This is a genomic window from Leptospira bouyouniensis, assembly GCF_004769525.1.
Classification (GTDB): domain Bacteria; phylum Spirochaetota; class Leptospiria; order Leptospirales; family Leptospiraceae; genus Leptospira_A; species Leptospira_A bouyouniensis.
The window spans coordinates 227,223-254,064 of the sequence record NZ_RQFT01000011.1 but is presented as its reverse complement, the minus strand read 5'-3'; the positions used below and the strand labels follow the sequence as shown (position 1 = coordinate 254,064).

At 37.9% G+C, this 26,842-nt stretch carries 26 protein-coding genes; 7 read left to right on the top strand and 19 right to left on the bottom strand.

Annotation, left to right across the window (positions count from 1 at the left end):
- Positions 1-18: 18 nt before the first annotated feature.
- Genes EHQ43_RS12875 through folD form a run of 5 tightly spaced genes read right to left on the bottom strand, consistent with a single transcriptional unit; the run spans position 19 to position 5,139 of the window.
- Positions 19-1,116 (bottom strand): esterase/lipase family protein, encoded by a 1,098-nt coding sequence (locus EHQ43_RS12875; RefSeq protein ID WP_135771401.1) that lies wholly within the window; start codon positions 1,114-1,116, stop codon positions 19-21.
- Complete coding sequence (gene rlmB, locus EHQ43_RS12870) at positions 1,103-1,876, bottom strand: 23S rRNA (guanosine(2251)-2'-O)-methyltransferase RlmB (RefSeq protein WP_135754133.1); 774 nt, start codon at positions 1,874-1,876, stop codon at positions 1,103-1,105. The genes EHQ43_RS12875 and rlmB overlap by 14 nt, the downstream gene beginning before the upstream one ends.
- Entirely contained in the window at positions 1,858-3,315 is a 1,458-nt protein-coding gene (gene cysS / locus EHQ43_RS12865) for a cysteine--tRNA ligase (protein WP_135754132.1), read from the bottom strand. The genes rlmB and cysS overlap by 19 nt, the downstream gene beginning before the upstream one ends.
- On the bottom strand, positions 3,312-4,280 hold the full coding sequence (locus tag EHQ43_RS12860; RefSeq protein ID WP_135742007.1) for an acetylxylan esterase: 969 nt from the start codon (positions 4,278-4,280) through the stop codon (positions 3,312-3,314). Before EHQ43_RS12860 ends, cysS begins: the two co-directional genes overlap by 4 nt.
- On the bottom strand, positions 4,264-5,139 hold the full coding sequence (folD, locus tag EHQ43_RS12855; protein WP_135754131.1) for a bifunctional methylenetetrahydrofolate dehydrogenase/methenyltetrahydrofolate cyclohydrolase FolD: 876 nt from the start codon (positions 5,137-5,139) through the stop codon (positions 4,264-4,266). The genes EHQ43_RS12860 and folD overlap by 17 nt, the downstream gene beginning before the upstream one ends.
- Positions 5,140-5,194: 55 nt before the next feature.
- Here folD and asnS point away from each other — a divergent pair, with 55 nt between their 5' ends.
- Together asnS and EHQ43_RS12845 are read left to right on the top strand one after the other, a co-directional pair.
- Positions 5,195-6,499: an asparagine--tRNA ligase gene (gene asnS, locus EHQ43_RS12850; protein ID WP_135771400.1), complete on the top strand. Its 1,305-nt coding sequence runs from the start codon at positions 5,195-5,197 to the stop codon at positions 6,497-6,499.
- A 59-nt stretch (positions 6,500-6,558) separates the two neighbouring features.
- Positions 6,559-7,362, top strand: a complete 804-nt coding sequence (locus tag EHQ43_RS12845; protein WP_135771399.1) for a hypothetical protein — start codon at positions 6,559-6,561, stop codon at positions 7,360-7,362.
- Here EHQ43_RS12845 and EHQ43_RS12840 read toward each other — a convergent pair.
- From EHQ43_RS12840 to EHQ43_RS12815, 6 genes are all read right to left on the bottom strand, one after another.
- On the bottom strand, positions 7,325-8,188 hold the full coding sequence (locus EHQ43_RS12840; RefSeq protein WP_135771398.1) for a hypothetical protein: 864 nt from the start codon (positions 8,186-8,188) through the stop codon (positions 7,325-7,327). The two genes, EHQ43_RS12845 and EHQ43_RS12840, sit on opposite strands and share 38 nt — an antisense overlap.
- A gap of 5 nt (positions 8,189-8,193) precedes the next feature.
- Complete coding sequence (locus tag EHQ43_RS12835; RefSeq protein ID WP_135771397.1) at positions 8,194-10,179, bottom strand: ATP-dependent DNA helicase; 1,986 nt, start codon at positions 10,177-10,179, stop codon at positions 8,194-8,196.
- A 120-nt stretch (positions 10,180-10,299) separates the two neighbouring features.
- Positions 10,300-11,886, bottom strand: coding sequence for a sodium:neurotransmitter symporter family protein (locus tag EHQ43_RS12830; RefSeq protein WP_135754127.1), 1,587 nt, complete (start codon positions 11,884-11,886; stop codon positions 10,300-10,302).
- Between the two features lie 103 nt (positions 11,887-11,989).
- Positions 11,990-12,385 carry a helix-turn-helix domain-containing protein gene (locus tag EHQ43_RS12825; protein ID WP_135742486.1) on the bottom strand — a complete coding sequence of 132 codons (396 nt, stop codon included), beginning with the start codon at positions 12,383-12,385 and terminating at the stop codon, positions 11,990-11,992.
- A gap of 99 nt (positions 12,386-12,484) precedes the next feature.
- A complete protein-coding gene (locus EHQ43_RS12820) occupies positions 12,485-14,002 on the bottom strand; it encodes an LIC12015 family putative lipoprotein (protein WP_135771396.1) in 1,518 nt (505 codons plus the stop codon).
- A gap of 35 nt (positions 14,003-14,037) precedes the next feature.
- Positions 14,038-14,370, bottom strand: a complete 333-nt coding sequence (locus tag EHQ43_RS12815; protein ID WP_135741999.1) for a hypothetical protein — start codon at positions 14,368-14,370, stop codon at positions 14,038-14,040.
- Positions 14,371-14,444: 74 nt separating this feature from the next.
- Here EHQ43_RS12815 and EHQ43_RS12810 point away from each other — a divergent pair, with 74 nt between their 5' ends.
- The gene (locus tag EHQ43_RS12810; protein WP_135741998.1) at positions 14,445-14,801 is read left to right on the top strand and encodes an STAS domain-containing protein; all 357 of its coding nucleotides are present in this window, start codon (positions 14,445-14,447) and stop codon (positions 14,799-14,801) included.
- Positions 14,802-14,807: 6 nt separating this feature from the next.
- Positions 14,808-15,554 (top strand): diacylglycerol/polyprenol kinase family protein, encoded by a 747-nt coding sequence (locus tag EHQ43_RS12805; RefSeq protein WP_135771395.1) that lies wholly within the window; start codon positions 14,808-14,810, stop codon positions 15,552-15,554.
- Positions 15,555-15,567: 13 nt separating this feature from the next.
- Here EHQ43_RS12805 and EHQ43_RS12800 read toward each other — a convergent pair whose 3' ends face one another.
- The 8 genes from EHQ43_RS12800 to eno are packed head-to-tail and all read right to left on the bottom strand — an operon-like array spanning position 15,568 to position 22,837.
- Positions 15,568-16,155, bottom strand: a complete 588-nt coding sequence (locus tag EHQ43_RS12800) for a hypothetical protein (RefSeq protein ID WP_244242800.1) — start codon at positions 16,153-16,155, stop codon at positions 15,568-15,570.
- Positions 16,130-16,663 carry a DUF4416 family protein gene (locus EHQ43_RS12795; RefSeq protein ID WP_135771394.1) on the bottom strand — a complete coding sequence of 178 codons (534 nt, stop codon included), beginning with the start codon at positions 16,661-16,663 and terminating at the stop codon, positions 16,130-16,132. Before EHQ43_RS12795 ends, EHQ43_RS12800 begins: the two co-directional genes overlap by 26 nt.
- A 1-nt stretch (position 16,664) precedes the next feature.
- The gene (locus EHQ43_RS12790; protein ID WP_135771393.1) at positions 16,665-18,044 is read right to left on the bottom strand and encodes a TldD/PmbA family protein; all 1,380 of its coding nucleotides are present in this window, start codon (positions 18,042-18,044) and stop codon (positions 16,665-16,667) included.
- Positions 18,045-19,430 carry a TldD/PmbA family protein gene (locus EHQ43_RS12785; protein WP_135771392.1) on the bottom strand — a complete coding sequence of 462 codons (1,386 nt, stop codon included), beginning with the start codon at positions 19,428-19,430 and terminating at the stop codon, positions 18,045-18,047.
- A 26-nt stretch (positions 19,431-19,456) separates the two neighbouring features.
- Positions 19,457-20,473 carry a YheT family hydrolase gene (locus tag EHQ43_RS12780; protein WP_135741993.1) on the bottom strand — a complete coding sequence of 339 codons (1,017 nt, stop codon included), beginning with the start codon at positions 20,471-20,473 and terminating at the stop codon, positions 19,457-19,459.
- Entirely contained in the window at positions 20,460-21,068 is a 609-nt protein-coding gene (locus tag EHQ43_RS12775) for a ClpP family protease (RefSeq protein WP_135741992.1), read from the bottom strand. Before EHQ43_RS12775 ends, EHQ43_RS12780 begins: the two co-directional genes overlap by 14 nt.
- Before the next feature lies 1 nt (position 21,069).
- Positions 21,070-21,534, bottom strand: coding sequence for an FtsB family cell division protein (locus EHQ43_RS12770; RefSeq protein ID WP_135771391.1), 465 nt, complete (start codon positions 21,532-21,534; stop codon positions 21,070-21,072).
- A gap of 1 nt (position 21,535) precedes the next feature.
- Positions 21,536-22,837 carry a phosphopyruvate hydratase gene (gene eno / locus EHQ43_RS12765; RefSeq protein ID WP_135741990.1) on the bottom strand — a complete coding sequence of 434 codons (1,302 nt, stop codon included), beginning with the start codon at positions 22,835-22,837 and terminating at the stop codon, positions 21,536-21,538.
- 122 nt (positions 22,838-22,959) lie between these two features.
- Between eno and lepA the strand changes: the two genes are divergently transcribed.
- The 3 genes from lepA (at position 22,960) to EHQ43_RS12750 (ending at position 26,834) form a co-directional block, all read left to right on the top strand.
- The gene (gene lepA / locus EHQ43_RS12760; protein ID WP_135741989.1) at positions 22,960-24,765 is read left to right on the top strand and encodes a translation elongation factor 4; all 1,806 of its coding nucleotides are present in this window, start codon (positions 22,960-22,962) and stop codon (positions 24,763-24,765) included.
- 63 nt (positions 24,766-24,828) lie between these two features.
- Positions 24,829-25,851 (top strand): 1-aminocyclopropane-1-carboxylate deaminase, encoded by a 1,023-nt coding sequence (locus tag EHQ43_RS12755; RefSeq protein ID WP_244242798.1) that lies wholly within the window; start codon positions 24,829-24,831, stop codon positions 25,849-25,851.
- A complete protein-coding gene (locus EHQ43_RS12750; protein WP_135771389.1) occupies positions 25,848-26,834 on the top strand; it encodes a glycosyltransferase family 2 protein in 987 nt (328 codons plus the stop codon). Before EHQ43_RS12755 ends, EHQ43_RS12750 begins: the two co-directional genes overlap by 4 nt.
- The last annotated feature ends 8 nt before the right edge of the window (positions 26,835-26,842 follow it).

Below are 26,842 nucleotides of genomic sequence, written 5' to 3'. Positions count from 1 at the left end.
TCATCTTCAGATAAAGAATTAAGGATTGTTTCTTATCTCGCTAATCACTTGCGAGAATAAATTTAAACTTTTAGTATCGTCTATATTGGAAGTTTGAAACGCCATCATCGAATGATCGCAATCACTCACATTAATCTGTTTTAAACTCATATTTCCAAGTTGTGCACTATTTACAGTCACAATTCCATCAGACTGAGTAAAACCTGCATTATTGAGTATTGTACATCCAGTGTTGTAGTAAAACGTTTCGCCAAGGGAACAATTACTTAAAATTCCAGCAAAACTAATGAACTTTGTATTTAGGCCAGATTTAATATAAGAATCATTTAATACATCTAACACAAGATTGTTAGCACCATTTAAAGTTGTTTGTAAATTCCCTGCGTTAGTATAGGCAAGTTCACTTCCACCTTGTGTATCAACTAAATAGGAACCTAATTCATTAGCAAATGGATTGGATCCTAAGAAACCTCTCGACGCAAAAGGTGAGCCGAAATGGGGAGTTGCTAACGTAATTACCAAACGTATAAAAGGTAATTCACCTGATTCTCTTGAAAGTGTAACCCTTGTCACAAGTCCTCCCATCGAATGAGCAACGATGTACACTGAATCAGTATCTGAAAAATTTGCCCTTAAGGTAGAATAAAATTGTCTTCCGTTTACAAGTATGCTATTTGAAGTACGATAGGTATATAAATACAAATCAAATTCAGAACTAGCTGAATTCCTTCCTTCTTGGAAATGAATGAGTCCATTTAAAAAAGTATTCTTGATATTTTGTATTTTTTTTTCATCACTCGTAATTGGATCAGAATCTCTTTCAGCTGGATTCCAACCATGGACAAAAACCAATTTTTTTTTATCAGACTTTGGAAACCATTCTGCATTTAAAAATTGTGAGTTGGACAGGTTTCTTGAAGTTGCAGGAAAAAAACCAAAAAGTTTTTGATTTGGATTGGGTAGAAGTCCAAGAAATGCAAGTAATAATGCCTCTTCATTCTTTTTGTCTTCAGAAACAAATTCTTTTCGATAAAAATTATAAATACATGCTTCCGTACTAAATATGATTGTAAAAATTAAAAATATTACTAATCTGATTCGTTTATTCCGAAGCATGATGAAGACGATCCAAAGTAATGCCACATGCTACCACGACATTTAGGGAAGTAACAGCACCATACAAAGGAATTCTAGCCACATAATCAGCATCTTCAAGCAAAATTCGTTTCACACCCTCGCCTTCATTGCCCATGATCACAGCCATTTGTGAAACATCTGGTAATGTTTCCCAAATGCCTTCGTCACCTTCTTCATCAGTTGCAAGGATCCAATATTCATTTTTCTTCAGGAAATCAATACCATGTTTCAAATTAGCGACACGATAAATTTGAATGTGATGGATAGCTCCAGCTGAGACTTTTTCTACTACCGGTGTAATGGGGGAAGTATCTCTATCCGACATTAACACGTGTTTCACTCCCATACATTCAGCAGTCCTTAATAAATTACCCAAATTACCTGGATCTTGAATCCGATCTAAAATCAAAATGGGACCTTCATTCGGTGATATGTTCTGTTTGAACTGTTCAAAACCCAGAGACAAATATGATTTTTGTTTAGTGCGTATGATCACATAACCTTGGTGGTTTTTATCTTGGGCAATTCGATCAAGTTCCCTTGAAGATACTGTTGTAAACTTTACGGAATTGGGAAGGTAAGATTTGATCCTTTGTTTCTCCTCATTTCCTATTCCATCCTTTACAATGACCTCTCGAATGGTTTTTAGCCCTCGTTCTGGAGCCATTTGTTCCAAGGATTCTAAAAATTCAAAAAAATTCCGTTTCCCGAAGAGTATTTCTACAGGGCTTTTTTCCATGTTGTATTTCCTTCTTTTGTATCAGCGAGAAGGATACCTTTTAATTCCAACTCTTTTCGGATATTGTCTGCAGTCGCAAAATCTTTGTTTTGTTTTGCTATTTTTCGATTGGAAATTTGTTTTAAAATCCATTCTTCAGAAATTCCATCTAATGTTTCTTTGGTTTTTTCAAATGAAAACACAGCAAATAAAGAATTCAACTTACAAAAGAAAACAAGGCTTTCTTCATAGAACTCATTAGAAATTTCATCTTTTGATTGGTCTAACGTCAGATTAACTAAACGAACAAACTCAAATAAAGTTGCTAATGCTTTTGGAATATTTAAATCATCTGCGATCGCATTTAAAAAATCTGAATTGAGAGTTTCTATTTCTTTTAATGAAAAATTTTTAATTAACGATTCTTCTGGAATTTGATTCCATAAGGAACCCGTTTCTAACAAACGATAAATTGTATTTTGAATTCGATCTAATGCTACCTTGGATTCTTCAAGTTTAGCTAAAGAAAAATTAAGCTTACTTCTGTAATGAGCAGAAATCAGATGAAACCGAATCACTTTGGGTTCAAAGCCTTTCTCTAAAATGTCTCGCAAGGTATAAAAATTACCTTTACTTTTTGACATTTTTTCACCATCAACTAACAAATGTTCACAATGAAGCCATGTTCCGACAAATTGTTCTTCTGGGTAGGCACCAACTGATTGAGCAAATTCATTCTCATGATGTGGAAAAAGTAAATCAATTCCACCTGTATGAATATCGACTCCAGTTCCATAAATTTTTCGAATCATGGCGGAACATTCTAAATGCCAGCCAGGCCTTCCCATTCCAATTCGTGTATGCCAACATTTTTCTTCTTTCGTCTTTTGGTTTTTCCATAAAACAAAATCTCTGACATCATCTTTTTCATATTCATCCGCGTCATATCGAACACCGGACTTCATCCCAGAAACATCTATTTTAGATAACTCGCCATAACGTTGGAATTTTTGGATTGAAAAATATACATTTCCTTCACGTTCATAAGCTAGACCATTGGACTGCAATATTTCTACAAGCGATACCATATCGTCGATTGACTCAGTTGCTTTAGGGTAGTGTTCTAACCTTTGAATTTGTAAAGTTTCTAAATCTTTAAAAAAAGCTTCCGTCCAAGGTTTTGTAAATTCTTCCACACTTATGTTTTGTTTGATTGAGGCATTGATAATTTTATCATCAATGTCAGTGATATTCATCGATTGGTTTAATTTGTAACCACCTAGTAGTAAGGATCGACGTAGAATATCGACAAACAAAAAGGAACGTATGTTTCCAATATGAGCAAAATTATAAACCGTTGGCCCGCAAGAGTAAATGGTAACTGAATTGGAATCTTTCGGTAAGAAAGCTTCCTTTTTCCCAGTCTTAGTATTAAAAAAGAAAAACGGAATAGGTTTCATAATGCAAAAATTTCTTTAACAAATTCTAAATTTGCTAGCGGTTGTTTTTCTTTCCCAGCCTCATTTCCTTCTGTTGGGTAAATTTGCATTCGTTTATCACAATTCATATGGTTAAACAAAGCAAATGTTGATTTTGGATGAGAGATTTGGTCTTCCATTCCACAAGAAAAAAGAGCAGGGATTTTAATTTTTTTGGCAAAATTCATTGCATCAAAATAAGCTAATTCTTTTTTATAATCGATTTTCTTCGTAGCTCTTTTTTCAAAAAACGGAGTGAGTTCTCTTACCCAAGGATTTCCTTTTAAGGACATTTGTTCTTTGTCAATATAACAAAAAGAAGGTGTCTCAAGAATCAGTCCCTTAATTCGATCAGAATAAGCTGCACCAAAAACCGATAATGCAGAACCTAACGACTTTCCATGTAGAATGATTTGGTCACCATCAATTCCATCAGATAATCTTAAAAATTCAATCGTCCGAATTACGTCCAAATAGAGTTTTCGCATATAAAACTCTTCTTTTTGATCAAGTCCATGCGCGAAATAATTCGGAGTCCAACCGACAGGAGATTTGCCAGTAACAGGATCCACTGGCATTTGGATCATTTCATCACCATGGCCACGTAAGGTGATGTGTAATTGTGCAACACCTAAATCAGAATATCCTTTTTGAATTTCTTCAGGAATCGCTAGATAATCATGGAAATAAACAACAACAGGTCGATCTCCACGTTTCCTTGGGATAGCCAACTTACCATGTAACACATGATTGTCAATACTTTGAAAACTTACATCGTTTAAAGATTCCCAAATAAATGAACCCTTTAATACAGTTTTATAAGTGGCTTTGATGGGAACTTTTTTAAGCTCACTAATCCCAGATTTCCAAAACGTATCCAAATCATTTGGTGGATCTAGTTTAGGAACCGTTTGAAAACATTCATCAAAACTAACGATTTGAGGCATGGGAATCCAACTTAGGTGAAAATTGACCTAAAAAACTATACATTGTTTGTAGAAGTAAAACTGAAATTGTCATGGGACCAACACCACCAGGCACTGGAGTATAATAGGAAGCTTTATCTTTTGCTTTTGATACTTCAATGTCGCCCACATTCCCAACATTATAACCAGCGTCCAAAATGATCGCTCCCTCTTTGATCCAATCTGCTTTAATGAATTCTGGTTTTCCTACAGCACCAACAATGATGTCTGCTTGTTTGACAAGCTCAGGTAAACCTTTTGTCTTTGAATGACAAAGGGTAACCGTGGCATCTAAATTCGTTAACATGATTGCCATTGGTTTGCCAAGAATCGGGGACCTTCCTACTACCACTGCATGTTTTCCCGTCACATCGATTCCGTATTCCTGCAATAGCAGAACCATACCGTACGGAGTGCACGGAAAATATGCTTCGCTGTTCATAGACAAGTTTCCGAAGGAAACAGTTGTTACACCATCAACATCCTTCTCTAATGCAATTTCGTCGAATGCTTTACGTTCGTCAATTTGGTGGGGGACTGGGTGTTGTAATAAAATGCCATTGATCGAACTATCGTTGTTTAATTTACGAATCTCAGATAAAAGTTCTTCTGTTGTTGTTTCTTCTTTCAAACGAATGTAACGTGAATTCATTCCAACCTTTTCACAGGCTTTTACTTTCATGTTTACATAAGTTTCCGAAGCAGGGTTATTCCCAACTAGGATGGTAGCAAGTGTAGGAATTCCCTTACCTTCGGCTTTCGCTTTTGCTAATGTTTCTTGGATTCGATTTCGGATTTTTTCGGAAATCGCTTTACCGTCTAATAGGATGCTAGATTTCATTCTGTAAGTTCAAAATTTCAGAGAAAATTGAACTGGCAAACAGAAAAAACCATCCATGATTCCAAGTTTAGATCCAAAACTCTCCCGTCCATCCCTCACAAATAGTTCCCAACCTCTCAATGGTTGGGTGCAAGGCCTTCGAGGCAATAACCATGTCCAATTTTTACAATTGAGAACGAATGGAAACATTTTACAAGTTGTCTGTGAAAAAGAGACATTAGGTGAGGAACTGTTCAAACAAATCAAATCTTTACCCCAAGAAACATCTATTTCCGTCACTGGCAGTTGGCAGGAAAATGTGAAAGCACCTGGAGGAGAAGAACTTGTTTTATCAACCCTTACCATCGTTGGGAATTCTTCTGACTACCCAATCACACCCAAAGAACATGGTCCTGATTTTTTACACAACCACAGGCATTTATGGTTACGTTCTAAACGACAACTTGCCATCCAAAGGGTTCGTTCGGAACTGTCTTTTGCCATCCGAGAATTCTTTCGTAACGACGGTTACACATTGATTGACACTCCCATCCTCACAGGCTCCATCGGGGAATCAGCAGGGACTCTGTTTTCCACAGAGTATTTTGATTTAGGGCAAGCATATTTGGCCCAAACTGGTCAACTTTACTTGGAAACGGCTGCCTTTGCTCATTCGAAAGTTTATTGTTTTGGACCAACATTCCGAGCAGAGAAAAGTAAAACCAAACGCCACCTTACAGAATTTTGGATGTTAGAAGCAGAAACTGCCTTTCTTGACCAGGATGCTAATTTGGACCTACAAGAACGGTTTGTGAAATCAGTATTACGAACAACAATTGAGCGAACAATAGAAGAGTTAAAAACCCTCGACCGTGACCCAGAACCTCTCCTTAAAGTACTAAACACTCCATTCCCAAGAGTGGATTATGGAGACGCCATCCAAATCCTAAAGGATGCAAAGGAAACCATTGAATGGGGAGAAGACATCAATGCGGAACGAGAACAAATCCTGACAAATCATTTTGGGACTGCCATTTTCATCCAAAACTTCCCACGGTCCATCAAAGCCTTTTATATGAAACAAAACCCGCAGGATCCAAGGACAGTCCTTTCTGCCGATCTCATTGCTCCAGACGGCATTGGAGAAATCATTGGTGGTTCTGAAAGGGAAGAATCCTATGAAAAAATTGTCGAACGCCTCAAAGAAGAAGGCCTTCCTCCAGAAGATTATTCCTGGTATCTGGATTTAAGGAAGTATGGTTCTGTCCCACATGCTGGTTTCGGAATGGGGTTAGAACGTGTGATTGCTTGGGTCTGTGGACTGCCTCATATCAGAGAATGTATTCCTTTCCCTCGTATGATTTACCGTCTGACACCTTAATTTTTTTTAACGGAAAAAATGCCATAAGGCCGATCTTTTTATAGAAAGAGAGGTACCTTATGGCACAACAAGCAACCCAAGTTCTAAATACATCAGTCGAAAAAGAAGCTTGGGATTTATATGAGGTAGGTTCCAACGAAGATGTAATCGTTCTCGCAAAACGTAACCCTGAAAATTTTTATGTGCAACATTTAGGGTTTTTAGCTCTCTACGAACTCACTGGAAAAGTGGCAACAGTATCACCAAAAGGGATTTCAAATCTTGCACCTCTCGTTGATGCGATTCAAAATTTTGAATTAGGTAAAAATGGCGAAGCTGTCAAAAATCTAAACTTATACTTCCAAACACAAACCAATCCTCTTTGTTTTTCGATCATCCAAATGGCGATTAAATTTTACTTCCGATCGGAAGCATATGAAGATGCAAAAAACATCATCATTCGATACAAAAAACAATGGAATGACCTTTCTTTTTCAAAGGAAGAATTAATTTGTAATTATTATCTAAAACGATATGACGAAGTGATCAAACTATTTCGTGAAAATATGAAATTGTTAAATGATTCCGATATCCACAAGTTAGTGGGAATGGCTTTACTCTTTTTAGACAGACACAAAGAAGCAAATCTTATCTTTGAAAATATTCCAAATAAGTTAAACCTTCCAAGTTTTGAAGAAAAAAGAAAAATGTATGATTCAGTCTATAAAAACATCACTGACTTAGAAAAAAAATCCAATACACTCAATCATAAAGATCTAGAGGATATGGGATTTGCCTATTTATTCAACGGTGAGTATGGAAAAGCAGAAAAGATGTTTTTATCTCTTACTGAGAAACTAAAATCAAAACTCTGCAACGTGTGATATTTTTTCTAGTTTCCGGGTGGCTAAGGAATTTAGCCGCTTCATCGGTTGGGATCACAAGGTCCGTTTGATTTTTGCCTGCCGTTGATAAAGCGAGAACAAAGTAAGGATTTTTTCCCACTTTGGTTTCGTAAGCCTTTCCGTTTTGATCGTCCCGATAAACAATGTACCCAGTTTCTATGGCATATGCATCTTTTACATAAAGAGGCGAATACACATCAAGTCCTCGGTCTGTTTGGATTTTAGGAAATAAAGCTCGTTTTAAGTTTAGGTGCCTTGCATCTACAACGAGGCCTGAAAATTCGACGGGGATCATCTCTTCGCTAAATTCAGGAACTCTTTCTGTTCCATATTCTATAGGAATATGTGCTAAAATCCCATCCTTTCCTTTGATTGGTAAACTTGCTTTTGCTTCCAAAACATTTTTGACAAATTGAAAATCATATTCTTCTTTCTCGGCTCCTATATAGGAATTGAGACGCAGACGAGCTTGTTGGTTTACTTGTGTATATTCAAAAATCGTGTAATCAGCGTTAAAGAGTATTGACTCTAACCTTTGGCTAAGCCTTACTTTTAGTTTTTCTTTGGCTTTTTTCCTGGCCATTGAATGGGCTTTTCCTTGGCTTGTTGCAGTATTTTTTCCAGAAAACTCAGGATCATCTTCATCAAATACAATTTTAGGAATGGTTTCTTTGACATGAGAAACGATAATTTGGTCTGTCCAATTGACTACAGATGCATAAAGATCCTTATCTTCAATTGGTTTTGAAAAAAGAGTCACACCAAAACATAATGTGATAACTAAAATTGTTATGGCTTGTTTCATACAAATCACTTCGGCAACAAATGGAATTTTCTTTCCAATTCATTGAATTCCGTTATGAGAGGAACTCCTTTTGGTAAACTTTGCAAGACGTTTTTTCCGTAAGACTTTGTATGGATCCTAGGGTCCAAGATACTTACCATACCTGTATCTGACTGGGATCGAATGAGCCTACCAAATCCTTGCCTAAGTAACAAACAGGTTTTGGGAACTTGCATTTCCCAAAATGGACTTTTTCCCTTTTTTTCCATGTCTTCCATTTTTGCCTGAAGCACAGGTTCTGTAGGTACTTGGAAGGGAAGTTTTGTCACAATTACGTTTCTTAGTTTATCTCCTTTGATATCCACACCTTGCCAAAAACTGGAAACTCCAAAAAGTACACTTTTTTCATTCGCAAGAAACTCACGTTTGGCGGCGATTGGTCCCATTTCCGTCTGAGCAAAAATAGGATACGGTACTAAATTTCGAATTTCTTCATACAATTCAGAGAGTAGTTTATTCGAAGTAAAGAGTACAAAAGCATCTCCTTCAGATAGTTTCAATAAACGTGTGATCCAATAGGACAAGTCTGTTTTGTTTCGTTTTGGATCAGACACTGGATCAGCAATCTGTTTAGGCACATATAATAAAGAATGAGTGTTGTAGTGGAAAGGAGAATTGAGTGTTTTCGTTTTGACATCACTTGTTCCCACTTCTTTCAAAAAATATTGAAAGTTTCCGGCAGAAGGGGATAACGTAGCAGAAGTTAAAACAACAGAATCCATATTTGGGAAGAGAGTATTCGCCAATATTTCATCTGTATTTTTCGGTTGGGAAAATAAATAATAGAAGGGATCTTTTGCTGATTGTGGAGGTGGTTCAATCCAAAAAACCAAATTTGGATTGGTTTTCAAACGAAAGTCAGTCAAAAAGGAGGAAGCTTTTTTTAAATTCCCAGACACCATTTCAAGCCCAAGTGCTAATTCCTTTTCCTCCATATCATCACTGTCTTTTTTGTATTTAGATAACATTCCTTCCAGTGTGGAGGAAAGTTCACCCAAAGTGTCTTCTAAGGCACCATTATCTAGTTTGATACGGTCTGTGTGACGAGTAGAAAATTGATTAAATTGAAGTGGAATAGCAGAAAGTAACATACGAAAAAAATCATTCGCATAACTAATGCTTGCTTCCACTTGTTTGATGATTTTCTCGTTAGATTTAATTTTTAAAACCAAACCGGTTCGTTTTTCTGGAAAATATAGATAGTGAAGTAAATTCAGTAGAAATTCATAACGAATTTCAGAACCAAATGCTTTTCCAACAATTTCAGGAAAAACATGGGCTTCATCGATGACCAGTTGCGAAAAAGGTGGTAATAATTTAAAATCACCTGCCAAATGGCTTGCCAGTAGATGGTGGTTAACAATTAAAATATTTGCTTTTTTCCATTTTTCTTTTTCTAAAAAATAATATGAAGAACTAAAATTGGGACAATTTCTCCCCAAACAGTTGTCAGACTCTCTCGCAACATTTGACCAAAACGAGTTGGACAAATACCCATCATACTCAGCCCGGATTCCACTTTCCGTTTGTTTTTCCCAGTTGACAAAGTATTGAATTGAGGATTCCATTTCGGGTCCAAAATCACCGCGCTCCATCACCCGATTGTACTTTCGTTTGCATAGATAGTTACTGGCTCCGAGGGCCACCATTGCATTAATAGGAACACCGAGAGCTTCGGAAACCAGAGGGATGTCTTTATACAAAAGTTGATCTTGCAATGATTTGGTTTCTGTCGATACAACTACAGTGCATTCATTTTCTAAGGAAAACAAAGCACTGGGAATTAGATACGCCAATGATTTTCCAACACCTGTACCCGCTTCAATGACCCAATGATTTCCTGTATTAAATGCAGATTCTATCGATTGAGACATCTCCATTTGTTCTTTTCTGACTTCATAGTCATTCCAAAGTTTTGGGAGTTGTTTTGTAAAAACTGATAATACGTCCAAATTGTTAATGCCTATTTCTAAAGAGTAGGATCACACAAACAACAGTTAATGAAATAACAGAAACTAAAGAAACGGTCATTATAAGTATTCCTTGCCAATTGAGTTCCGTAGTTTCCATCATCAAGTTACAACCTTATCATTTTTCTGCCCTAACGCTTTAGAAACCAAAATGTAAATAAATCCATAAATAAGTAATAATCCAAAAACAACCGACCTTGCAACAATGGCTTTTGTTCTTGCATCTTCTACATTTTGCCCTGTGTTTTCGGCAAGTTGGCCCATCACTTCAGGATTCATCTTATCTAGATATTCAGGTAAGTTCATATAACAAAAAGACACGAAGATAAATAACAAAAACCAAGGAGTGATGTATTTTAATATAAACTTAATCAGTTTCGGAAAAGGAATCAAACTTCCTTCATTCGCATCCTTTTCCCCTTTATCAACTCCGATCTTAAAGACAAAAATAAAAATTTGAATGGATGCCAAAATATAAATCATTATAGTACCAATATAAAAATCAGCAATATCTAAAGCCGCAAAATCCTTATTAAAGTAAACAATTGGCAAGCATAACATAAGGGTAAAAATAAAAAGAAGTAACGAAGATTTTCTCCTACCAATCCGAAAACCTTCCTCTAAAAACAAAACACCTGGTTGTAACATAGTTACGGATGAAGTAATGGCGGCAAGGAATAGAACCAAAAACCAAAGCCCACCAAAAAAATTTCCACCCGGCATCATACCAAATACGGAAGGTAAAGCAATAAAACCCATTCCAAAAGTTCCATAGGAAGTAGCTTGCATACCTAAAAAAAGAAAAGCAACTGGTATTGTGATCATTCCACCAAACACTACTTCTGCGAATTCATTGAGTGAAGCAGATGACAAACTCGATAAAACTACATCATCCTTTTTCTTTAAAAAACTAGAAAAAACGAGTGCAATTCCAAATCCCGTAGATAAAGAAAAGAAAATTTGTCCAGCAGCGCTAATCCAAACTTTTGGTTCCGTTAATTTGGTCCAATCTGGATTCCACATGACCGCAAGTCCCTTTTCAATCCCTGGTATCGTCAACACACGAATAAGGATAATGGTTGCACAAATTCCCATAAGTGGCATTGCGATTTTTGCAAACGCCTCTAATCCTTTTGATAATCCACGGTATACGAGTAAAAAATTAAATAAAACACATAACAGAAAAAATACGATGATTGGAGAATGGAAACTGGAACCATTTTCCGATGCGCCTGTTAAATTCATAAAAAAAGAAGACGCTTCATTTGTCATACCTGCTTGTGTGGTCGCAGATAAAGACATTTGGCTTGTTAAAAAATAATACGCATAAGCTAAACACCATGATTCAATAAAAACGTAATATACATAAATCATGACAGGTATCATCACACCGATGGTTCCTGATAGTTTTAATGGAAATCCTTTTAGGTATTCACGAAAGATAAATGGAGTGCTATGACCATGTTTTCCACCCATTCTTCCCATCGTCCATTCGGCCAAACAAACTGGGATTCCAAGCAGGAGAAAACTGATGATGTAGGGGACCATAAAAGCACCACCACCATTTTGGGCAGCTTGGCCTGGAAAACGTAAAAAATTCCCAAGTCCAATAGCACCACTCGCAACCGCTAAAATCAAACCGACTCGACTGGCCCAACCTTCTTGGTGTTCCGCTTGTCTCTCTTTCATCAGGGACTATTGAATGTAGTGAGAATTATGTGACAAAATCTTTTTGTCTAGATGTGAGAAAAAGCAAGGCTTCAAAGAAAGCCTTGCTCGGGTGATTTTCAATTTAGCCTAAAAAAAGCTCGTTTTTTTCCATTTTGAGAACTTTTGATACCAGATTCTTAAAATCCTCTGGTGGTTCTAAAAGTCCAAGTTCCACTTTTGACAGAAAGGGAGTTGAAACCTTCAATTTCTTGGCGAAATCGTATTGTTTGATTCCTAACTCACGGCGGACTGCCCAAAGTTTGTTTTTCAATCCATTGGAAAACTCAGGGTAGATGTCTTCCACAGCGCTATCGTTAAAGAGTTTATCAAGAGACGTTTTGAGATATTTAGCACAAGACGACTTAAATTTTTCAGTCGGATCTTGGGCACCAGTCTCAATTTTGGAAAGATAACTCGGAGATACCCCCAAAGCCCTTGCCATATCGTACTGTTTGATTCCTCTCTTCTTGCGAAGCATGTAAATGTGATTGTTCATTTATCCCCCCTAACAGTCAAAATATGTCAAATATGGCAAAATTCAATAAAAAAATTTTGCCATATTCTAAATCTTGGAGGGTTATAGTGTAACTTCTTTTAGTCGATCATTTGCGATCATTAAATTATAAGTTGTTTTGAGTCCGGAAACTTTTTGTTCAATAAAAGAATTCCTTTGGGTTCCTTCCATCTCTGTTTTGATCCTTTCTCTAACCGCAGCATACGGCTTTGGAATCCGATTTTGTGGGTTTTTTGGATCTTGGTCAGAGTAGGCATATAGTTTTCCGGCTTCATAAGCATCACGCATTTGGGCTTCCGTTACGTTTACAGGGATCGCTTTGATTTCGTCTTGTAGTGATTTTAATGCCAAACTTACTTTCATTTTATCCAATTGCATCAGATAACCTATTTCGTTCTCAACCGACTGTACACGTTTGGAAGTTTCAGCAATTTTCCCTTGTAAGATCGTTGATTGAAATAGATTTAACATGTCCCATGTTTTTGCTTTTTCCGTTTTGTATTCTTGTTTGAGCTGTGAAGGAATCGCATCAAAATCTGCCGTTAAATCTTTCCAAGTGTAACTTTTTCCCTCTTTGTTCGAGAATAGACTGTATTCAGGAGTAAAAATTTTAGGGTCTACATCATAAGGTCCAGTAAAACGGGGAAGATTTGCCACAGTAATCCCACTTTCTTCCGTGATTTTTTTGAGTTCTTTTTGATACAACCCTTGCTCATACTCTTTCATTGTATGAGATGCAAATTGATTTGCTTTGTCGGCGGATTCTCCCTCTGTGAAATAAGCAATACTTGCTTTGGTTTCAGCATCTTCGTGAGTTTTTCCATATTCTATTGCTTCTTCTCTGAAAGCATCAAAGATTGAAGTAAAGTATTTTCTTAGTCTTTCTGGATGGACTTTTTCTGTTCCAAGTGAACGAACGACATACACGATTCTTCCTTCACCTTGTTTTGCGTAGGCGATAAATTTTCCTTCTTTTACATTTCGAACTTCATTCAAAATGTCCTCAAGAGGGGTTTCCGCACAATTGGTGCAAAATGGTTCTAATTTGCCGCCGATCGGTTTTCTTGTCATATCGTCAGTAACTTTTGCAATCTCTACTGCAACCTCTTTGTCTGACATATCATTCAATCGATTTGCGAGGTCTTGGGCTTTTTTTAGATTTTCACTTTCATCTTCTCCACGAACAAGCGCTAGTTGAAGATTGATAAATTCTAATGGTTTTGATTTTAAACCATTTTTTACATACTCACGCATATAAACATTGAGTTTCAAAAAATCTTTAACCAATGATTCAATTTTTGAAACATCAGCATCAGATACTTTTTTAGATGCAATTGCATCTTTTAGTAAAATTTTTTCTAAAGCTATACTTTCTAAAATTTTACCTTGGATATCAGCACTTATTGGCTGAGGTTCTGTGTTTCCTCGTTTTGAGGCTTCAATCACAAAATTCATTTCTCTACGTGTCACCGTACCACCATCAAATGTTGCGAGGATTTCAGTATCCTTGGAACAATTTATCAGAGGAAGGAGAATTAAACCGAGTAAAACCACTCGGTGCATTTGCTTGTTTCGAATCATTGGGGTTCCTTGTCTTTTAGAGTCTCTAAAGTAAATTAATATTTGCGAACTGGTCGTTCTGGTTTTTTTGGTTCTGTTGTAGGAGGGGACTTCCATTCTTGTTTAGGAGTTTGGTTCTCACGTGAAACTTGAGGTTCAGAAGAATTGGATTTTACGGATTTGAGTGTGTGACCTTGTTTTTCTACCCGAAGTCCTAAAATCTCTGTTTTTTGGTCTTCTAATTTCGTCATTTCAGATAAAAAAGTTTCTTTCAGAATTGGCGAGTATTCTCTGTCTGTAGCGAGCCTATCGGTGAGTTTTTTAAGTTCCACCACGTCGCGGTCGAGTTCTTCCAGTTTTTTATAAAGATGAGCAACAGTAACCTTCAAATCGCACTTCCTTCCAAAACTTTTATTTACTTGCAATAGAGTGCAAGAATGAAATAAGAAAATTAGAAAAATTTATGAGTTTAGACGATTTAGTAGTTTCCACTGAGAAAATTGATACCGTATACGTAACCAAATTACAGGGAAATCTAAACAACTTCACGGCAGAAAAATGCATCAAATCAGTCACCAACTCCTTAAAACACGGATCTGTCATTTTGGATTTGGAAGAACTGAACATGGTCACCACTCAAGGGATCATTGCTTTCAAAACCTTAAACGAAGCAGCATTCCTTCAAAAACATAAAATCATCCTCATCAACCTCCCGTTAAGTGTTAGGCAAGCCTTTCTCATGGCAGGAGTTCGGAATTTATTTCCGATCGCAAATAATGAAGAAGCTGCATTTAAAATGGCTTCAAGACCCAGTAGGTAAATCAAAATGAATTCAGGATTTAATTTCTTTCGTAAAATTTGGCATATATTAGGCCTTATCATTCCAGTGACTTTGTATTTGGATCCTTTCCAAGGTGCTTTTGGTCTTTTTTATGCGACACGTGCCATCCTAGTAACGTCCCTTGGACTTTTTCTTTTTTGTTTGATTCTGTTAGAATTTGTTAGATTGACTCATAGTGGTTTTGAAGCTTTTTTTTATCGTTATTTCGGATTTCTAATGAAAGAATCTGAAAGAAAACGATTCAACGGAACCGTTCCCTATTTTCTTGCAAACCTAATTGTTGTTTGTTTTTTTCCGGCTGAAGTTGCGATATTAGCAATTTTATTCCTTGTGATTGGAGATCCATTTGCTGCCTATGTTGGAAGCAAATATGGCAAACACCGTTTTTATAATGGGAAATCGATAGAAGGTGTATTTGGATTTTTGATCCCAGCCTTTTTGTTTTCTGTTGTTGTATTATATCTTATCACAAAAACTCATCCCGAAAGTTTTATCTCATTATACGACCACAGAGGGTTTACTTGGACTCCAATTGTGATTGTGTTTGTTTCTGTTCTTGTTTCCTGTGCCACCGAATTTTTCTCGAATACCACAGCAAAAGGACTCATTGATGACAACTTACTTATACCAGTGTTCGGTGCCATTTCATTATCAGTGTTAAGTCTTTTGTATTTAGATTATACTCCAATGGATTTTTTCTTTGATCCAAATGCCTTATACATCCAAAGATAAACCAATTCCCATATCATTTCCATTTTAATTGGATGGTTCTTTTTTTTACAATTGGATCCATCCCGGGAGCTTCCACGAGATAAGTGAGTGTGATTGGACCCAATGCCTCTAACTGGAATGGTTTGTGATCAATCCCTAAGTGACGAAATTCTTCCTTTAACAAAGCTCCCAAATAATGAAAAGACACAACTATGTTTGGTTTGAATGAATTTCCTTCCATTCGTTCCTTCGAATTTCCATAGAGCAGGTAAGCATTGTACTTACTTCTAAACTCTTCCGAAGAAAGCCCATTCCAAGACCGAAAAAGGACCAAACGAAACCCTGGTGTTTCACGTGCTGTAAAATAAAGGAAATTTCCAAAATCTTCAAAACTTGGGTTTTCCTTTTTGAATTTAGTTTGGTCTAGATAAACTATATCATTCTCAGTTTTAGGTTCCGTACAATCATTGGCATCATTAAAATTATCACAAAATTGAAACGGTGTACGTTCTGAACCATTACAATCACTAAGCAATAAGATGGAATTGATAAAAAATAAAACTATCAAAAACCGAATTTGGTATTTTTTATAGCCGTTAACTTTTAAATTTATTAAATTCATATGATTCCCTCAAGGTATTAAAAAAATAGATCACTTCTTTTTCTTTAAAATAACTTTGAGATGAAGGGAGTGGTTGCAAAATTCCTCTAGAGAAATAGTAAACAGTTTCTGCATAAACACCTTGAAATAAATACATTCGATGGAAATCATCTTTAGATTTCGTTATAACAATGTTATGCGAAGTTACGTAACCAGGAATCAAAAGCACACTTAAATCTTTTTTTTGGAGTAGAGTTTGGAATTCCAAACAATCCTTTTTTTTCTCAACAATTTCTTCCCGATGGATTCTTTGTTTGAAGGATAAAACTTTTGTATAACGACCAGGATATGCAAATTCCCTTTCGGTTTCATCAGCCACCCATTTTGGTAAAAGCACCGACTCATAAAGGATTTTAGAAAACTTCTTTTCGGCTAAATTCTTTAACTCAAAAAGAGTATCTTCGTTCTCATAGGAAACAATGAGAAAAAAAGAGGCACCAACTGGCCTTTCTAAAATTTCTTGTGGCATCTTAGTCTTCTGTGACCCCAGTGATCGTAAATCCATCGAGTAACATATATGGAACAAAAGAAGATTCTCCTAAGAGTTCACCTTCTTTGGAAATTGCTTCGATTTGGTTCAATGCATCAAATGCATTCCCGACGATTTGTACTTCGCGCACAGGGATTTTTTCGCCCCCTTCCAAAAGGTAACCCCCTTTGACCACTCCAGAAAAATCACCTGACGCCCCATCTTTTGTACCAGAGATACGATTCACAAATAAAGTTTTCCCTGGTTGTTTGAAAAATTCATCTTTAGAGGAAGTTCCTGGTGCAATTTGTAGCTGTTTTGGACCACAACCTGGGAGACTTTGTGCCCCACCTGTGGCAGATCCATTGGAAATTGAAAGACCTGCTTTTTTTGCTTCGTATGAATTATAAAAATAAGATTCCAAAACCCCTTCCGTTAGGACGTTTTTATAACTCGTCGGCATTCCTTCTCTGTCAAAACCTGTTGAACCCATTAAACTTATATTTGTTGGATCATCATATATCGAGAGGAGTGAAGATGCCACTTTTTCGCCTAACTTACCTTCCATCTTTGATTTCCCTTTTCTAAGGCTTGTTCCATTCAGAGAACCAACAAAAAGTCCAAGGAAAAAAGAAAAAACAGCTTCTGGCGGGAGAAGGACCTTTCCTTGGAAACTGGATGTTGGTTTGGCATACAATGCTCCCATACATTTATCTCCAAAATTATGGAAAGCTTTTTTCCAAAGAGTTTGGAACTGTTCTTTGTTGAATCCACTTGCAGAATCATAATCAAAACTACCCACAAGGTCACCATCAACACCCATTCCCATGACAGAAGCTGAAAGTTCTGCACCAAGCTCATGTGCCATTACACCTTTTGATGATATAATCAACTTATAACCTTTGCTAAGCGAAAAATCACCAGAATCAATATTTACTTTTTCATAAAGCTCATTTCGCCAACCAAGTGCTTCTTTTGCATAAGAGACCAAGTCTTCAATTCCCATAGAATCAAGCGATGGATCATATGTGTTAAACTGGTTCGTAATTGGACGTGCTTCCGGTAAGATCAAATCAAGATCGGGTGTGGATTGGCTTTTTGCCAATTGGAAGGCTTCTTCAATCGATGTATACAAACTTGGAATATGATTGGAGATGAGAAACCCTTGGTTTCCTTCATGGATCACTCGGATCCCAAACATATTTTCTTCCGTAGCTGTACAATTATTGAGATCATTTTTCTCTAAACTTACATCTTCAGAATAACCATAACTCGAATAAATTTCTACTTGGTGAATTCCATTGGTTTTTGCCTTTTGGATTAGATTGGAGAGTAAATCTTTTTGGTCGTTTAATCGTTTTTCAATCGTACCACGATCCATTTATTTACCACCTAATAATACTTTTGTTCTAACATATGGTCCACCTGCATCCACTTTGGCTGGTTGTCCTTTTCCGCAGTGACCTGATCCCAAATCCCATTTAAATTCTTTAGAAACCATATCCACATTTTGTAAAACATCAAAGGCAAGTCCAGAAACCGTGACTCCCTTTAATAGATTTGTGATTTTACCATTTTGGATTCGATAGGCTTTCTGAACCGCAAACATAAATTCTCCTGTTGCATCCGCTTGGCCATTTTTGGCACCATCCAAATAGTATCCATCTTTCGTGTTTGCGATCATTTCTTCTAAACTGGAGTTTCCTGGAAGTAAAAAGGTATTTCGCATCCGAATGAGAGGAACATCACCATATTCCCAAGCCCTCGCAGATCCAGTTGGAGCCACTCCAAATCGTTCAGCAGTCTCTCGATTATGTAAATAGGAAGTAAGAATTCCATTTTGAATGATCACAGTGTTTGTTGGAATTAGACCTTCATCATCAACAGGAATGGTACCACCAGCACCTTCATAATATTCAGAAAACCCAGAATCGCATAACGTTACTAAGTCGGAACCGACACGGTGTCCGATTTTCCCTTGTGCGACAGAACCTGAAAGAACAAAGTCAGCTTCAACAGTATGCCCAATAGCTTCGTGGACGAGTAATCCGACAATAGAAGGGGATAGAATCACTGTAGAAAGTCCACCATCAGGTAGTTCACTTGAAAGTAAATCCACAGCAGTTTTACAAGCTTCCTCAGATATTTGGGATGGAGTTTGCGAACGGAAGAGGCAATCCCAACCACCAGTGACCCCAATCGAATGAGAACCTGACTCTAGTTTTCCATCTTCTTTTGCCACGGCAGAGACTCGAAACTCTGGACGAACCAAACTAAAAAAACTATCAGCACCATCGGTTGTGACAATTGCCTTTTCCTCATAAATTTCAGAATATCCACAACCAACTGATTGAAGTTTGGTGGATTGTTTACTTGCTTCATTTTGTATGTCGAGAACCATTCGCAATTTTTCATCCACGGAGCGGCTGCGAAAATCTTCGATCCCTTTACCGATAAAATCCCCAATGGCAAAATTGGCTTTTGGAAGGTTTGGAATTTTATCCTTGCGGAGTGCCGATGATAACTTAGCCGCCTTTTTTGCAATTTGGATGGCATTTTGAATGGAAGCCTTTGAAATCTCACTTGTGGATGCAAATCCCCAAGTACCAGATTCAAGAACTCGAACACCTACACCTGTTCTTTTCCGTAGAGCAGTGGATTCCACACGACCTCGTTCTGCAAAAAAAGACCGACTTTCTTTATGATGGTAACGTAACTCTACAAATCCAGATTCTTCTGCTAAACATTCTTTTAATAGGTCACGCATCTTAAACCTTCCTAAATTATTTAATACTACTTGGATTTGATTTTTGAATCAAAAAAATCGAGAATGATTTTTGGTAACCATCTTCCTTCAGGGTTTTCAGGTGAGGGATCACTGATAAAACCGACATGACCACCTTTTTCCGTGAGAACCGTTTGCAAATAGGGAAACGAATTCCATCGAATTTCATGCCAAACTTCGGATGGCACAACAGGATCATCATCAGCATGGACAATGAGTCCTGGAATTTTTATCCCTGATAAATACTTAACACTAGAACAAATATTGTAATATTCGAGCACATTCGCATAACCAGAAATTGGTGCTGTAAAAAAATCATCAAAATCGAAAAAAGATTTACTACGCAGAACTTGTTCTTTCATTTTTTCAGAAATAGCGTAGATACCTAAGGATACCTTTTCTTTCATAGTTTCCAAAAAATGGTCCCGATAAAAATTTCCAGCACGGGAATCAATAAAATCACAACTTCGTTTCAGGTCCAAAGGAGGAGAGGTTGCGGAAAATGCTTTTGCATAATGTTCCCTTTTTTCCCCAAAAAACTTTAAAACCATATTGGCTGATAATGAAAAACCTGAAACAAATATAGATTTCGTAAAATGTTTATAAATATACTTTAATACAATTTCAATGTCTTCTGACTGACCAGCATTATATGGTTTTTTGGCAAGTCCAAGCCCTCGACCACAATTACGTAAATTCATACGAATGACACCGTAACCACGATTCAATGCTTCCTTTCCCACACTTACCATATAATGGGATTCAGAACTCCCTTCCATTCCATGGACAAGCATGATATAATATCCGTTCCAAGGAGATGCTTTCTTTCGCACTAGAGAAAGGGGAGGATTGTGTTCCAACCAAAGGATATCCCCAGAACCATCGTTTGTTGGAATGAGGATACTTTCAGAATAATACTCATCCTCCAAAGCATTATCTGGAGGAAAAAGTACATTGTAGACAGTTTGAAGGTGACGACCTTCTAAAAATCTTCTTGGTTTAAATTCTTTGTTAGACGACGTCAATTGTGTTTACGATTTTATCAACGATGCCATAAGCAAGAGCTTGTTCGGCATCCATATAATAATCGCGATCAGTGTCTTCCACCAATTGCTCGTAGGTTTTACCACATGCGTCTGCTAACATCTGATTGAGTTTTTCTTTTGTTTTGACAATGTCCTGTGCATGGATGAGTAAATCCGTTGCAGGAGCTTGGATTTGTCCGCCAATTGATGGTTGGTGGATCATCACTCGACCATTTGGCCATATGTAACGATTTCCCTTTTTCCCACCAATGAGTAAAATGGAACCCATAGAAGCTGCCATTCCCATACAAACAGTGTGTACTGGAGAGGAGATCATTTGCATCGTGTCATACACGACAAGACCAGAAGTGACAACACCACCTGGGCTATTGATATAAAACGTAATAGGTTTTCCAGGATCTACCATTTCTAGGTACATCAACTTGGCAGTGAGTTCTTTTGAGGATTCATCAGTGACAGGTCCCCAGAGAAAGATTTTCCGTTTTTCCAGGAACTTCTTTCCCATATTTTTATCGCTGATGAGATCTTGGATGGTTTCGGTGATTTCTTTTTCTGGTGTTTCTTCTTCTGGCATATTAGTTCAGTCTTTTCTGGTTAGACGTATGAGGCAAGCGTTTCAGCTTATAGTACACACCTAGAATCAGGAAAACACTGAAAGAAATAAAAAAGAATCGTAATAGAAAAAGAGGGGGTTCTTTCCACTCACCTCCGAACCCAGCGGCTCGGAAAGGGGTTGGTAAAACTTTCGTTTTTGCTGCCGCACTTTCTGGAAACTCTTCAAATTTCAGGACATGGGCGGTTTCAGAAAGCAAATAGTATTTCCGGGCTTCTTGTTCTAAGGCATAGGCATCATTTTTCAGACGCCTCTCCTTTTCTTCGAGTCCCTGATTCTCAACTACAAGCCTCTCTACCTCTGCGTTGAGATTGATGAGTTCTTTTTCCAAACGCATACGTTCTGCCACCCCTGACTCAGACAAAAGTCCGAGGTATAAACAAGCACAAACGTAGGTTAAGAGGAGGGAGGCTTTAGTCGCTGTCATATTATCTTAAGTTATAAAACGTACCCACTCCGCTATACGTTGCATTTTTCCCAAGTTCTTCTTCGATGCGAAGGAGCTCGTTGTATTTTGCAATTCTGTCCGTTCGACTTAAAGAACCTGTTTTGATCTGACCTGAGTTTGTCGCGACAGCAATGTGGGAAATTGTGGCATCTTCCGTTTCCCCGGACCTGTGGGACACAACAGCCGTGTACTGCGCTTTTTTGGCCATTTCGATGGCACTGAGAGTTTCTGTCAGAGTTCCAATTTGGTTCACTTTGATGAGGATGGAGTTACCAATCCCTTTTTCAATCCCTTGTGCGAGTTTTTTGATATTGGTTACGAACAAATCATCCCCCACAAGTTGGATCTTTTTCCCCAGTTTATCGGAAAGTTTTTTCCAGCCTGTCCAATCGTTTTCATCCAGACCGTCTTCCATGGTAATGATCGGATACTTGGACACTAAATTTGAGTAGTATTCTACCAGTTCTTCGGCCGTCTTTTCTGGTTTTTTCTCTGCTTTGAGAACATATTTTTTCTTTTTCTCATCATAGAATTCAGAGGCAGCACAATCGAGACCAATTTTGATATCTAAGTCAGGTTTATAACCAGCTTTTTCAATGGCAGTGAGAATCACTTCGATGGCTTCACTATTGCTTGTTAGGTTGGGAGCAAATCCACCTTCGTCTCCTACAGCAGTATTTAGGCCTTTTCCCTTTAATACTGATTTTAAGCTATGGAAAACTTCCGCACCCATTCGAAGGGCTTCACGGAAATTCGGAGCAGAAACTGGGAGGATCATAAATTCTTGGAAATCGATGTTATTGTCTGCGTGAGCCCCACCATTGATGATGTTCATCATGGGAACTGGTAGTTCGCGGGCAAAGGTTCCACCAATGTAACGGTAGAGAGGAAGACCAGTATGTGCTGCTGCTGCTTTCGCCACTGCCATGGAAACCCCAAGAAGTGCATTGGCACCTAACTTCGATTTGTTGGCTGTTCCATCAAGGGAAATCATTGTGTTATCAATGAGTAATTGGTTTGTTGCTGAAAGACCAAGGATCGATTTAGAAATTTTAGAATTTACATTTTCAACAGCTTTGAGTACCCCTTTTCCGGAGTATCTTTTTTTATCACCGTCACGAAGTTCCACAGCTTCGTGTTCTCCAGTGGATGCCCCAGAGGGAACCGCCGCACGACCAAAAGAACCGTCTTCTAAAGTGACATCCACTTCAACGGTTGGATTTCCTCTGGAATCCATTATTTCACGGGCTCTGACGGAACGAATGCTATCTTTTTGGGACATCGGGAATTGTTTCTCCTAAGGGATAATTTCCTTCCAGTCTTAGGAAATTTAAGCCTCTGACAATAAACTTTTTCGACAAAGAGCCTCGTTCCAGGAAAATGACTTAAAAAGAAGAGGGAACCGTGAACGAACGCCAAAAATTCACCCGCAATTTTTCCATCATTGCCCATGTCGACCACGGAAAGTCCACTCTGGCGGATCGTTTGCTCGAGATTGGTCTTGTGACAGACCAACGAACGAAAAAAGACCAAATCCTCGATTCCATGGACATTGAAAGGGAACGTGGGATCACTATCAAAGCAAACAATGCGTCCTTTGATTACCATGCCAAAGACGGAAATATTTATCACCTGAATTTAATTGATACCCCGGGCCACGTGGACTTTACGTACGAAGTGTCCCGCTCCCTTGCCGCCTGTGAAGGGGTTCTCCTTATTGTCGATGCAAGCCAAGGAGTGGAAGCCCAAACTCTCGCAAACCTCTACCTAGCAATGGATCTCGACTTACGGATCATCCCCGTCATCAATAAAATTGATCTACCATCAGCCGATATCGATAAATGCAAACTCATGATTGAGGAATCTCTCGGTCTCAATCCAGAAGAAGCCATTCCTATCTCGGCAAAAACGGGTCTCAATGTACAAGAAGTACTCGAAGCCATTTGTTATTTATTACCTCCTCCCAAAGGGGATGTAGAAGCACCACTCAAAGCCCTTATCTATGATTCTTTTTTTGATACCTACATGGGTGTTGTCGCCAAAGTTAGATTATACGATGGAAAACTTCGCAAAGGAGAAGTGATCCATATGATGAACATTGGCCGCCAGTTTACCGTGACAGAAGTAGGGATCAACCGGCTTTCCATGGTGGCTTGCGAAGAATTACAAGCGGGTGACGTTGGGTATGTAGTTGCCGGGATGAAAAAGATGGGTGATGCCAAAACAGGGGATACTATCACTCATGCCAACCGCCAAACAGCAGAAGATGTCAAAGGGTTTAAGGATGCAAAACCAATGGTATTTGCTGGTCTTTTTCCTATCAATGGGGAAGACTTTGATGCTCTCGTGGATGCCATTGAAAAACTTAAATTAAACGATTCGGCTCTTACCTTTGAAAGAGAAAATTCTGCAGCTCTTGGATTTGGATTTCGTGTGGGTTACCTTGGTCTCCTCCATATGGAAATTGTCCAGGAACGTTTGGAACGCGAATTTAATTTAGCACTCATTACAACGGCACCTTCCGTAAAATTTCGCATTACCACATCAAAAGGTGAACTTATTGAAGTGGATAACCCAAGTAAGTGGCCAGACCCGATCCTCATTGGAAAATCGGAAGAACCTTTTGTCAAAGCAACCATCATTGCCCCAGAATCCTATGTCGGAAATATAATGTCGCTTGTGATTGAGAAACGTGGAATCCATATGGACACTGTTTACCTATCCAAAGACAAACTCCAGTTAACATATGAACTTCCACTTGCGGAATTGATTTTTGAATTTTACGACAAACTTAAATCGTATACCAAAGGTTATGCGTCTCTCGACTATGAAGAAGTAGGGTACAGAGATTCAAAACTCGTGCGAATGGATATCCTAGTCAACGGGGAACCAGTGGATGCCCTATCTTCTATCGTACACAAGTCCAAAGCGGAGGAGAGGGGTCGAGTCATCATCGAAAAACTAAAAGACCTCATCCCACGCCACCAGTTTATGATCCCATTACAAGCAGCGATTGGATCCAAAGTTGTGGCTCGCGAAAGTATTTCTGCGCTCCGTAAAAACGTAACGGCAAAGTGTTATGGGGGAGATATTTCCCGTAAGAAAAAACTCCTCGAGAAACAAAAAGAAGGGAAAAAACGGATGAAACAAATTGGAAACGTGGAGATCCCACAAGAGGCTTTCCTTTCCATTTTGAAAACTGGGGACTAACCAATTCCATCACCTAATTTTCCCAATTTACCCATTCGGATCACAAAACTTTCAGATATTTGGATGGTCAGAGATGATCTACTTCCATTTGGATTTGGAACCAAGTGGAGAAAAGTTTCTGGCATTGTCGAATCCTTACAAAAGAATCAAATCAAAAAGGTACTCCTTTGGGGTGCTCTTCATGGGAACTACTTAGCTAGTTTTACCACCATACTCCGCTATTTTGGTTTTCAGGTGGAAACCATCTCCTATAGCAAAGACCCGAAACTAAAAACCTATAATGAAAGATTGGTGAATCTCCATTCTCATACAATCCATTGTTATGCGAATCGAAAAGAAGCAGAACAATCATTTTCCGAGAGAACAAAAACGTTCGAAGGACTCTGTTTACAAGAATTTGGAATCCACCCAGCGCAATCAAATGGGCTTCGTCCTTTCTGGCAACAATTAGAAAAAGAGATCCATGAGATTTTAAATGGGATCAAAATAGAATCAAAAGGAGATGAAAGATTCTATCACACTAACAAAAATCATGCGAACATGGCAACTTTAGTTTTAGAAATTGGATCGGGGGCCAGTTTTTTATCCGCGTATGATTACTTTCGTGATTCTTCCATCTTTGTCCTTGGTGTGATGGTCGGCGAAAAAAAAGCCACTTGGATCCCGAAGATCGAATCGTTACAAAAAAAACTCGGGTTAAAAATCCAAACGATTTCTCAGGAAATGATTCTAAATTTTACAGAGAAAACTTCACCGAATGAAATTATTTCAGGTATCTCAAATTCTCAACGGAGTCCCTTCACGAATTATACGACTCGATTTGCCAAAACCCGAAGCAAAGACATACAATCCATCCAGAAGTTTTATACATCAACAAATATCATTCTTGAACCTATTTACAGTGCAAAATCTCTCCTCCAATTCTTTGAGATACAAAACATTACTGGAACTTTCCCCTCCGAACCTAAATTAAATAACAAAAACGAAAACTTACCAAATTTCAATCAAAACCTGCCACTCTTTTACCTTCACCAAGGAGGCCATGTGCAACATTTGGATATGATTCTTGAGGTTTTTTTTAAATGACTGTCACAGAGTATCCACTTATATCTGTCATACTTCCTACATTTAACAGGCGTCATCTTGTCGAAAGAGCAATCCTTTCAGTAATCTACCAAACCTACCCCAATTGGGAACTGCTTATTATTGATGACGGATCAACTGATGGTTCTTGGGTGTATTTACTCAGTAAAATTTTGGAATGGAAACGACAGGTCCAATCATTTGGAAGGTTAGAAAAAACAATCCAAATCCACCAAACAGAACATAGGGGAGTGAGTTCGGCACGGAATTTTGGAATCCAAATCGCAAGAGGTGAATGGATAAGTTTTATCGATTCAGACGATGAATGGTATCCTGAAAAACTAAAAAAACAAATCCAATTCCATCAAAAACACACCAATATTTATTTTTCGCAAACCAATGAAGTTTGGAATAAAAAAGGAAATTTACTCGAACCCAAAGGGAAATATAAAAAAAAATCAGGACATTTTTTGCAAGAATCCCTTGCTTTATGTATGGTTACTTGTTCCAGTTTCTTTGCAAAAAAAGAATCTTTGGCAACCATTGGAATGTTTCGAGAAGAGATGAAAACTTGTGAGGACTATGATCTTTGGAATCGAATTTTACTCTCTGGTTTTTCAATTGGATTAATCGAAGAAAACCTACTCACTCGCTACGGGGGGCATCATGACCAATTATCGAACCAGTTCCAAGGAATTGAAAGGTTTCGTCTGTATTCTTTACTGTGCATTTGGAATGAAATCATTGGGGAGCATGAAACTGATCGAGTCCCAAAAGGAACCAATGCGAATTTGGCTTTAACGTCCTTCAATGACAGAAATTTTTTATCTTTATCAATCCAATTTCGCCTAAATACACTAGTCCAAGGAAGGGAAAAACGTGGAAAAAATTTACAATTCCTGCAGCAAATTAAGGATTTATTCCTAACGAATCAATCCATTCCTAAAAAGGATTTGTTGACTTTGTTAGACGATTCATTATTCTAATCGATACG

What these genes read in the sequence shown, in the direction of transcription:
- EHQ43_RS12875 (WP_135771401.1), bottom strand. Translation starts at nt 1,116, where the DNA reads ATGCTTCGGAATAAACGAATCAGATTAGTAATATTTTTAATTTTTACA.
- rlmB (WP_135754133.1), bottom strand. Translation starts at nt 1,876, where the DNA reads ATGGAAAAAAGCCCTGTAGAAATACTCTTCGGGAAACGGAATTTTTTT.
- cysS (WP_135754132.1), bottom strand. Translation starts at nt 3,315, where the DNA reads ATGAAACCTATTCCGTTTTTCTTTTTTAATACTAAGACTGGGAAAAAG.
- EHQ43_RS12860 (WP_135742007.1), bottom strand. Translation starts at nt 4,280, where the DNA reads ATGCCTCAAATCGTTAGTTTTGATGAATGTTTTCAAACGGTTCCTAAA.
- folD (WP_135754131.1), bottom strand. Translation starts at nt 5,139, where the DNA reads ATGAAATCTAGCATCCTATTAGACGGTAAAGCGATTTCCGAAAAAATC.
- asnS (WP_135771400.1), top strand. Translation starts at nt 5,195, where the DNA reads ATGATTCCAAGTTTAGATCCAAAACTCTCCCGTCCATCCCTCACAAAT.
- EHQ43_RS12845 (WP_135771399.1), top strand. Translation starts at nt 6,559, where the DNA reads ATGGCACAACAAGCAACCCAAGTTCTAAATACATCAGTCGAAAAAGAA.
- EHQ43_RS12840 (WP_135771398.1), bottom strand. Translation starts at nt 8,188, where the DNA reads ATGAAACAAGCCATAACAATTTTAGTTATCACATTATGTTTTGGTGTG.
- EHQ43_RS12830 (WP_135754127.1), bottom strand. Translation starts at nt 11,886, where the DNA reads ATGAAAGAGAGACAAGCGGAACACCAAGAAGGTTGGGCCAGTCGAGTC.
- EHQ43_RS12825 (WP_135742486.1), bottom strand. Translation starts at nt 12,385, where the DNA reads ATGCTTCGCAAGAAGAGAGGAATCAAACAGTACGATATGGCAAGGGCT.
- EHQ43_RS12820 (WP_135771396.1), bottom strand. Translation starts at nt 14,002, where the DNA reads ATGATTCGAAACAAGCAAATGCACCGAGTGGTTTTACTCGGTTTAATT.
- EHQ43_RS12810 (WP_135741998.1), top strand. Translation starts at nt 14,445, where the DNA reads ATGAGTTTAGACGATTTAGTAGTTTCCACTGAGAAAATTGATACCGTA.
- EHQ43_RS12805 (WP_135771395.1), top strand. Translation starts at nt 14,808, where the DNA reads ATGAATTCAGGATTTAATTTCTTTCGTAAAATTTGGCATATATTAGGC.
- EHQ43_RS12800 (WP_244242800.1), bottom strand. Translation starts at nt 16,155, where the DNA reads ATGAATTTAATAAATTTAAAAGTTAACGGCTATAAAAAATACCAAATT.
- EHQ43_RS12795 (WP_135771394.1), bottom strand. Translation starts at nt 16,663, where the DNA reads ATGCCACAAGAAATTTTAGAAAGGCCAGTTGGTGCCTCTTTTTTTCTC.
- EHQ43_RS12790 (WP_135771393.1), bottom strand. Translation starts at nt 18,044, where the DNA reads ATGGATCGTGGTACGATTGAAAAACGATTAAACGACCAAAAAGATTTA.
- EHQ43_RS12785 (WP_135771392.1), bottom strand. Translation starts at nt 19,430, where the DNA reads ATGCGTGACCTATTAAAAGAATGTTTAGCAGAAGAATCTGGATTTGTA.
- EHQ43_RS12775 (WP_135741992.1), bottom strand. Translation starts at nt 21,068, where the DNA reads ATGCCAGAAGAAGAAACACCAGAAAAAGAAATCACCGAAACCATCCAA.
- EHQ43_RS12770 (WP_135771391.1), bottom strand. Translation starts at nt 21,534, where the DNA reads ATGACAGCGACTAAAGCCTCCCTCCTCTTAACCTACGTTTGTGCTTGT.
- eno (WP_135741990.1), bottom strand. Translation starts at nt 22,837, where the DNA reads ATGTCCCAAAAAGATAGCATTCGTTCCGTCAGAGCCCGTGAAATAATG.
- EHQ43_RS12755 (WP_244242798.1), top strand. Translation starts at nt 24,829, where the DNA reads ATGGTCAGAGATGATCTACTTCCATTTGGATTTGGAACCAAGTGGAGA.
- EHQ43_RS12750 (WP_135771389.1), top strand. Translation starts at nt 25,848, where the DNA reads ATGACTGTCACAGAGTATCCACTTATATCTGTCATACTTCCTACATTT.